Consider the following 7,091-nt stretch of genomic DNA (forward strand, 5'->3'; position numbering starts at 1 on the left):
GAGCTCGGCGACGGCGTACTCCTCGACCATGAACGCGCCCTGGCCGGCCAGTCGCAGCATGGACTCGACGCCGCGGCGGTTCGAGTCTGCGGCGAGCTGCTCGGCGATGCTCATCGAGTCGAGGATCTCGGAGTCGATCGATCCGAGCCCGCCGATGCGGTGCAGGTCGGCCCAGTGCGCGACGCCCTCGAGCTCCTGCGCCGCGGCCAGGTCGACCACACGTCGCCGTCCGGTCACGAACGACAGCGTCGCCGCAGCGTCGAGCCCGAGCACCTCGACATCCTCGACCGCGCCCTCGACCGCGCCATCGACAGCGTCCGGCGTCATGCCCGGTGCGGAGGGGAGGGTCGCTGTCATGCGAAGAATCTAGGAGAGCCCACCGACAGCTTGAGCCGAAGAACGGGCCGTATCCCCAACCCTGGTTGAGAAAGTTCGAGCATCTTTCCGGGCCGCGCTCGTCGTACTCCGACGGAGGCGGTCAGCACGCTGACGCCGACGATGAGCGACGAACGGACCACGAGTTGACTTCGTTCCAGGGCCCGGGAGGCTCGACGCATTGGTCGATGGTGCTCAGGGGTCACGCAGGCGTCAGACGCGCACGCCGTAGGTCGTCGTGCGCTCCCGGACCGGACGACCGATGCCCGCCGCGATCTCGCTGATCTCCGCGACCGTCTTCGCCGAGCCGTGCTCGGAGCCGGCCATCCGCGAGATGGTCTCCTCCATAAGCGTGCCGCCCAGGTCGTTGCAGCCCGAGCGCAGCATCAGCCGGGTGCCCTCGACGCCGAGCTTCACCCAGGAGGTCTGGACGTTGTCGATCCGCCCGTGCAGCAGGATCCGCGACGCTGCGTGCACCGCCACGTTGTCGCGCAGCGTCGGACCCGGGCGGGCGACCCCGGCGAGGTAGATCGGGGCGCTCGTGTGAACGAACGGCAACGGCACGAACTCGGTGAACCCGCCGGTCTCGTCCTGGATCCGCTGCAGCACCCGCAGGTGCGTCACCCAGTGGTCGGGCCGGTCGACGTGGCCGTACATCATCGTCGCGCTCGAGCGGATGCCCAGCCGGTGCGCGGTCGTGACCACCTCGACCCAGGCGCTGGTCGGCAGCTTGCCCTTGGTCAGGATCCATCGCACGTCGTCGTCGAGGATCTCCGCAGCCGTCCCCGGGATCGTGTCGAGCCCCGACTCCTGGGCCTTCAGCAGCCAGTCGTGGATCGACAGCCCCGTGCGCGAGGCGCCGTTGACGACCTCCATCGGGCTGAACGCGTGCACGTGCATCTCCGGCACCCGCCGCTTCACCGCGGCGGCGATGTCGAAGTACGCCGTGCCCGGGAGGTCGGGGTCGATGCCGCCCTGCATGCACACCTCGGTCGCCCCCAGCTGCCACGCCTCCTCGGCGCGGTCAGCCACCTGCTCCATCGACAGCGAGTAGGCGTCAGCGTCGGTACGGCGCTGGGCGAACGCGCAGAAGCGGCAGCCGGTGTAGCAGACGTTGGTGAAGTTGATGTTCCGGTTGACGACGTAGGTCACGTCGTCGCCGACCACGTCGTGGCGCAGGTCGTCGGCGAGGCGCCGTACGGCGTCGAGGTCGTGGGCGTCGGCGGTGAACAGGGCCAGCGCCTGGGCGTCGGTGAGTTGCTTGGGGTCCTTCTCGGCCTGGCGCAGGGCGTCGGCGACGGTGGGGGTGAGGGGGGCAGGGTTTCCGGCGGGGGAGAGGGGCGAGGCCGCCGCGCCGGGCAACCACCCTCTCCGCTCCTTCGTCGCTTCGAGGGGGCCAGACCCGTCCACGCCCTGCGCGGCGTCGTGGGCGGTGGTCTGGGCGGCGAGCTGGTCGCGGAGGGACTGCCAGTTGCCGTAGACGTCGTCGAAGTCGGAGCGGCGGTCGGTGGTGCGGCCGGTGGTGTCGATCGTGGTGTGCAGATCGGTGCGACCTGACCCAGCGTGGGCGTCGAGGCCGCCGAGGTCGGGCTCCTGCCAGGGCAGACCGACCGGGCGGGCGTCGGGGCGGAGGTAGCCGTCCGCGTCGGCGAGGGCGGCGACGTGGGGGCGGACACGGGGGTCGATCCAGGGGTCGCCGGCGGTGACGTAGGAGGCGTGGGCCGTGAGACGCGGGCGCAGGGTGAGGCCGGAGGCGGCGGTGACGTCGCGCAGCCGGTCGAGGGAGGGCCACGGGCGCTCGGGGTTCACGTGGTCGGGCGTGAGGGGGGAGACACCGCCCCAGTCGTCGACGCCGGCGGCGAGGAGGGCGCGGCACTCGGCGAGGTCGACGAGGTTCGGGGGAGCCTGCACCCGCATGGTGGGACCGAGGACGAGGCGGGTGACGGCGATGGTGGCGAGGTACTCGTCGAGGTCGAGGTCCTCGACCGAGCGCATCGCCGTGTCGGGCTTGGCCCGGAAGTTCTGGACGATGACCTCTTGGAGGTGACCGTACTGACGGCCGACCGAGCGCAGCGCGAAGATCGTCTCCGCGCGCTCCTGCAACGTCTCGCCGATGCCGACGAGCAGGCCCGAGGTGAAGGGGACCGAGAGGCGGCCGGCGTCCTCGAGGACACGCAGGCGGACCGCGGGGTCCTTGTCGGGGGACCCGAAGTGGGGCTGCCCCTTCTCGGTGAACAGCCGCGTCGAGGTGGTCTCCAGCATCATGCCCATGGAAGGCGAGACCGGCTTGAGCCGGTTGATCTCCTGCCACGACATGACCCCGGGGTTGAGGTGGGGCAGGAGGCCCGTCTCCTCCAGCACCCGGATCGCCATGGCGCGGACGTAGTCCAGGGTCGAGTCGTAGCCGTGCTCGTCGAGCCACTGGGCGGCCTCCGGCCAGCGCTCCTCGGGCCGGTCGCCGAGGGTGAACAGCGCCTCGGCACACCCCAGCGCCGCACCCTGCGAGGCGATGGCCAGCACCTCGTCGGGGGAGAGGAAGGGCTGCTGCCCGGCCGCCGCGAGCTTGCCGGGCACTGTCACGAACGTGCAGTAGTGGCAACGGTCGCGGCACAACCGGGTGAGGGGGATGAAGACCTTGGGGGAGTAGGTGACCACCCCGGGGCGGCCCGCGGCGATCAGACCGGCGTCACGGACCCGTGCGGCGGCCTCCATGAGGGCGGCCAGGTCCTCGCCGCGTGCGGCCAGGAGCGCCTCCGCCTCGGACACGTCCAGGGCGACCCCGCGACGCACACGCGCCAGCGCACGTCGTACCTGCTGGGGAGTGGGCGCCTGGGTCACCCTGCGAGGGTAACGACAACCGGCAGCCGGCATCAGGGCCGTCCGGGGAGACGCAGGACACACGTGCCGTCGCGCCCGGTCTCCCCACCGCCCACCTGGGGGTGTGACCCCGGGCGGACGAGGGGCCTAGCGTGGCTGGATGCCCCCAGAGTCCCTTCCGGTCCTGCTGCGCCCCGCCGGCGATCCCGGCGCGACGGCGCCGCCGGCCGCCCTCGTCAGCCTGGCCGCGGCGTCCGCGGCCGAGGTCGCCGGGGACCTGCACCGCTCCGCCGACCTCGCCCGCGCCCTCGGTCGTGAGGCCCCGCGACCCGGGGCCGGGTCCACCGTGCTCCTGTGGGAGCTGCTGGCGACCCTCGGCGCAGCCGACCTCACCGTGGCCCGCGTGGTCGAGCCCCACCTCGACGCCCTCGCCATCCTCGACCAGGCCGGCGGCGTCGCGGAGGACGAGGTCGACCTCCTCTGGGGCGTCTACGCCGCGGAGGGCCCGCCGCCGCGGCTGACCGCCGGCGCCACCCGCCAGGGGTGGGAGCTCAACGGACGCAAGCACTGGTGCTCGGTGGCCGACGTCGCCGACCGGGCACTGATGACGGCGTGGGTCGACGAGGACAACCGCCAGCTCTTCTCGGTCCCGCTCAGCGACCCCGGCGTGAAGTCGGCCGCCGAGCAGGCCTGGGTCGCCCGCGGCCTGCAGCAGGTCACGAGCACGGCGCTGGACCTGCACGCGGTGCCGGCCGACGCCGTCGGGGAGCCCGGTTGGTACCTCCAGCGCCCGGGCTTCGCCTGGGGCGGGATGGGCGTCGCCGCCGTCTGGTACGGCGGTGCGGTCGGCGTCGCGCGTCGGCTGCTCGCCCAGGCCGAGCACCGTGCCCTCGACCAGGTCGGGCAGATGCACCTCGGTGCCGTCGAGGCGTCCCTGACCGCGGCCCGCGCCGTGCTGGTGCAGGCCGCTGCCGCGGTGGACGCCGGACAGGCCGACGCCGAGCGCGGCGAACGTCTCGCGCTCACCGTCCGTCAGGTCGTCCGTCGGGCGGCCGAGGAGGTGCTGCTTCGCGCCGATCACGCCCTGGGCCCCGGCCCCAAGGTCTCCGAACCCGCCCACGCCGCGCGAACCGCCGACCTCGAGCTCTACCTGCGCCAGGAGCACGCCGAGCGCGACCAGGCCGCCCTCGGGCGCTGGCTGCTCGACGCCCTGCCCGAGGTCGGGTGGTGACGGGCCCCGAGCCGGTGCCGGAGCCCGTCCACGTCACGCTGCCCTGGCGCGTCCTCGTGGTCGTGCCGGCCCGCAACGAGGAGGCCACGCTCGGCGGCTGCCTGGCCTCGGTCGACCGGGCCGCAGCGAGGCTGCGTCAGTCCCGGCCGACCGTCGGCCTCGAGGTCGCCGTCGTGCTCGACTCCTGCACCGACCGCAGCGCCGAGGCGCTCGCCCGCTTCCCCCACGTCCGGTGCGTGCCGGTCGACCTGCGCCGGGTCGGCGCCGCCCGTGCGGCGGGTGTCCTGGCAGTCCGGGCGGACCGAGGCCGGACGCCGCACCCGACCGACCGCACCTGGCTGGCCTCCACCGACGCCGACGGGGAGGTGCCGCCGGACTGGTTGACCAGCCAGCTCGACCGCGCCGACCGCGGCGCCGCTGCCGTGCTCGGGATGGTCCAGCCGCAGCGCGGCCTGCCCGAGGCGGTGCTGGCCCACTGGCACGCCCAGCACCCCGCCCGCGAGGACCACGACCACGTCCACGGCGCCAACCTCGGCGTCCGGCTGGACCACTACGACCACGTCGGCGGGTTCGAGCCGCTCGAGGAGCACGAGGACGTGCGGCTCGTGGAGCGACTGGTGCACTCCGGCGTCCGGGTGGACAGGACGTCCGAGGCTCGGGTCACGACGTCGTCGCGACGTCTCGGCCGCACCCCCGGCGGCTTCGCGGGCTTCCTGGCGCTGCTGCAGGAGCGGACCACCGAGAACCTCAGCGAGGTGAGCACACGTGCCACGGGATGAGTCGCGAGCGGGTCCGCGCGCCACGCCGCCCGCCTTCAGCCGACCTGACGCCGGTCGCGCCGACGAGACCTGGCGGGGGCTGCCGCAGTGGCGCTCGGTGCCCGCCCTGCGTCTCGGCAGCGACGCCGAGGGGACCGAGGGGCACCTGCTGGCTCCGCACCGCCCGCGCTCGCTCCACGCCCTGCCCGCGGTCCGGGAGCGCCTCGTCGTGGTCGTGGCCCACCCCGACGACGAGACCCTGGCCTGCGGGGGTCTGCTGGCCCGTGCCGCCGACCACGACCTGCCCACCGTCGTCGTGGTCGCGACCGACGGCGACGCCTCCCACCCCGACAGCCCGACCATCAGCCCCGAGGTGCTGGCCGGTCGACGCCGCGAGGAGCTGATCGAGGCCGTCGGCATCCTGCACCCGGCCGCCCGCCTCATCCGGCTCGGCCTGCCCGACGGGAAGCTGCCCGGCCACGAGGACACCATCGCCGACCGGCTGCGCGACGTCGTCGACGCCAACACCTTGCTGGTCTCGACCTGGCGCCACGACGCGCACGGCGACCACGAGGCGGTGGCCCAGGCTGCCGCCGACGTCGCGGCCGAGACCGGCGCGCGTCACCTCGAGGCCCCGATCTGGCTCTGGTACTGGGGTGAGCCCGGTGACGTTCCCTGGGACCGGTGCGCGGTACTGCCGCTGACCCCCGGTGAGCTGGCGGCCAAGGAGCAGGCGCTGGCCTGCTACCCCTCCCAGACCGCGCCGCTCTCGGAGGCGCCCGGCGACGAGGCGGTCCTCGACGCCGCCATGCTGTCGTCCTTCCGGCGGCCCTACGAGACCTACATCGAGAGCCGCACCTGCACGGCGTACGACGACCGGGAGCGCTCCGAGGCCGGTACGCCGGACGCGGCGATCGTGTTCGAGGAGCTGCACCGCGGCGACGACGACCCGTGGCGCACCGCCTCGTCCTGGTACGAGGCCCGCCGGCGTGCCCTGGCCCTGGCCTGCCTGCCCCGGGAGCGGGTCGGGTCGGTGCTGGAGGTCGGCTGCTCGGTGGGTGAGCTGACCGCGGCCCTGAGCGAACGTGCCGACCACGTGGTCGGCGTCGACGTCAGCGAAGCGGCCCTGACCGTCGCCGCCCGACGCTGCGCCGGCCGGTCGGTGCGCTTCGAGCGCCTGCGGGTGCCGGGCGAGTGGCCGGAGGGCTCCTACGACGTGGTGGTGCTCTCGGAGATCGGCTACTTCCTGACTGGACGCGGGCTGGCCGAGACGCTGTGGAAGGCGTGCTCCTCGCTGACCGACGACGGGGCCCTGCTCCTGGTGCACTGGCGCCACGAGGTGGAGGGCTGGCCGCTCGACGGGGCCGACGTGCACGGCGCTGCCGGGCGGGTGGCCGCCGAGCACGACCTGACCCTCACGACCCGCGTGGTCGACGACGACGTGCTGCTCGACCTCTACCGTCCCAAGCGCCGCCGGAGCCTCGCCGAGGAGGAGCGCGCGGGGCCGCCGTGACCGCCGAACGTCGCGACCGGGGCGGCTCCAGCCACCGCGGGGTAGATTGGCCCGCGTGAGCACGAGCGAACTCTCCCGCGTGCCCGGCCCGGCCGGGGACGGGAACGACGACGAACGGGCCGAGGTCACGCCCGTCTGCATCGCCCTGGTCAACGACCACGAGCTCGTGGTGCGGGGCCTGCAGCGGATGCTGGAGGAGTTCGAGGACCGGATCCGCGTGGTCGAGCTCGACGTCAACGTCGACGTGGCCCAGCCGGTCGACGTGGCGCTCTACGACACCTTCTCCGTGCCGCAGGTGACCGCCAGCGACATCGACGACATCATCGGCCAGCAGCGGGTGGCCTCGGTGGCCGTCTACAGCTGGAACATGCACGAGGAGCTGGTGCAGGAGGCCCTG

General features: G+C 73.8%; 5 protein-coding genes and 1 pseudogene. 4 read left to right on the forward strand and 2 right to left on the reverse strand.

Annotation, left to right across the window (positions count from 1 at the left end; genetic code table 11):
• Both RMN98_RS00485 and RMN98_RS00490 read right to left on the reverse strand, forming a co-directional pair.
• A partial coding sequence (locus RMN98_RS00485) for a hypothetical protein (protein WP_309646837.1) occupies positions 1–357 on the reverse strand: 357 nt, incomplete at its 3' end.
• A 231-nt stretch (positions 358–588) separates the two neighbouring features.
• A complete protein-coding gene (locus RMN98_RS00490; RefSeq protein ID WP_397208445.1) occupies positions 589–3,246 on the reverse strand; it encodes a bifunctional FO biosynthesis protein CofGH in 2,658 nt (885 codons plus the stop codon).
• Between the two features lie 106 nt (positions 3,247–3,352).
• Here RMN98_RS00490 and RMN98_RS00495 point away from each other — a divergent pair, with 106 nt between their 5' ends.
• The 4 genes and pseudogenes from RMN98_RS00495 to RMN98_RS00510 form a co-directional block, all read left to right on the forward strand.
• The gene (locus tag RMN98_RS00495; RefSeq protein WP_309646839.1) at positions 3,353–4,423 is read left to right on the forward strand and encodes an acyl-CoA dehydrogenase family protein; all 1,071 of its coding nucleotides are present in this window, start codon (positions 3,353–3,355) and stop codon (positions 4,421–4,423) included.
• Complete coding sequence (locus RMN98_RS00500) at positions 4,420–5,202, forward strand: glycosyltransferase (protein ID WP_309646840.1); 783 nt, start codon at positions 4,420–4,422, stop codon at positions 5,200–5,202. Before RMN98_RS00495 ends, RMN98_RS00500 begins: the two co-directional genes overlap by 4 nt.
• Positions 5,189–6,694 (forward strand): bifunctional PIG-L family deacetylase/class I SAM-dependent methyltransferase, encoded by a 1,506-nt coding sequence (locus RMN98_RS00505; RefSeq protein WP_309646841.1) that lies wholly within the window; start codon positions 5,189–5,191, stop codon positions 6,692–6,694. Before RMN98_RS00500 ends, RMN98_RS00505 begins: the two co-directional genes overlap by 14 nt.
• 55 nt (positions 6,695–6,749) lie before the next feature.
• Positions 6,750–7,091, forward strand: a pseudogene (locus RMN98_RS00510) (hypothetical protein); the annotation flags it as partial.

The organism is Nocardioides sp. (genome assembly GCF_031397825.1).
In the GTDB taxonomy this organism is placed as follows: Bacteria; Actinomycetota; Actinomycetes; order Propionibacteriales; family Nocardioidaceae; genus Nocardioides.

What these genes read in the sequence shown, in the direction of transcription:
- RMN98_RS00495 (WP_309646839.1), top strand. Translation starts at nt 3,353, where the DNA reads ATGCCCCCAGAGTCCCTTCCGGTCCTGCTGCGCCCCGCCGGCGATCCC.
- RMN98_RS00490 (WP_397208445.1), bottom strand. Translation starts at nt 3,246, where the DNA reads ATGCCGGCTGCCGGTTGTCGTTACCCTCGCAGGGTGACCCAGGCGCCC.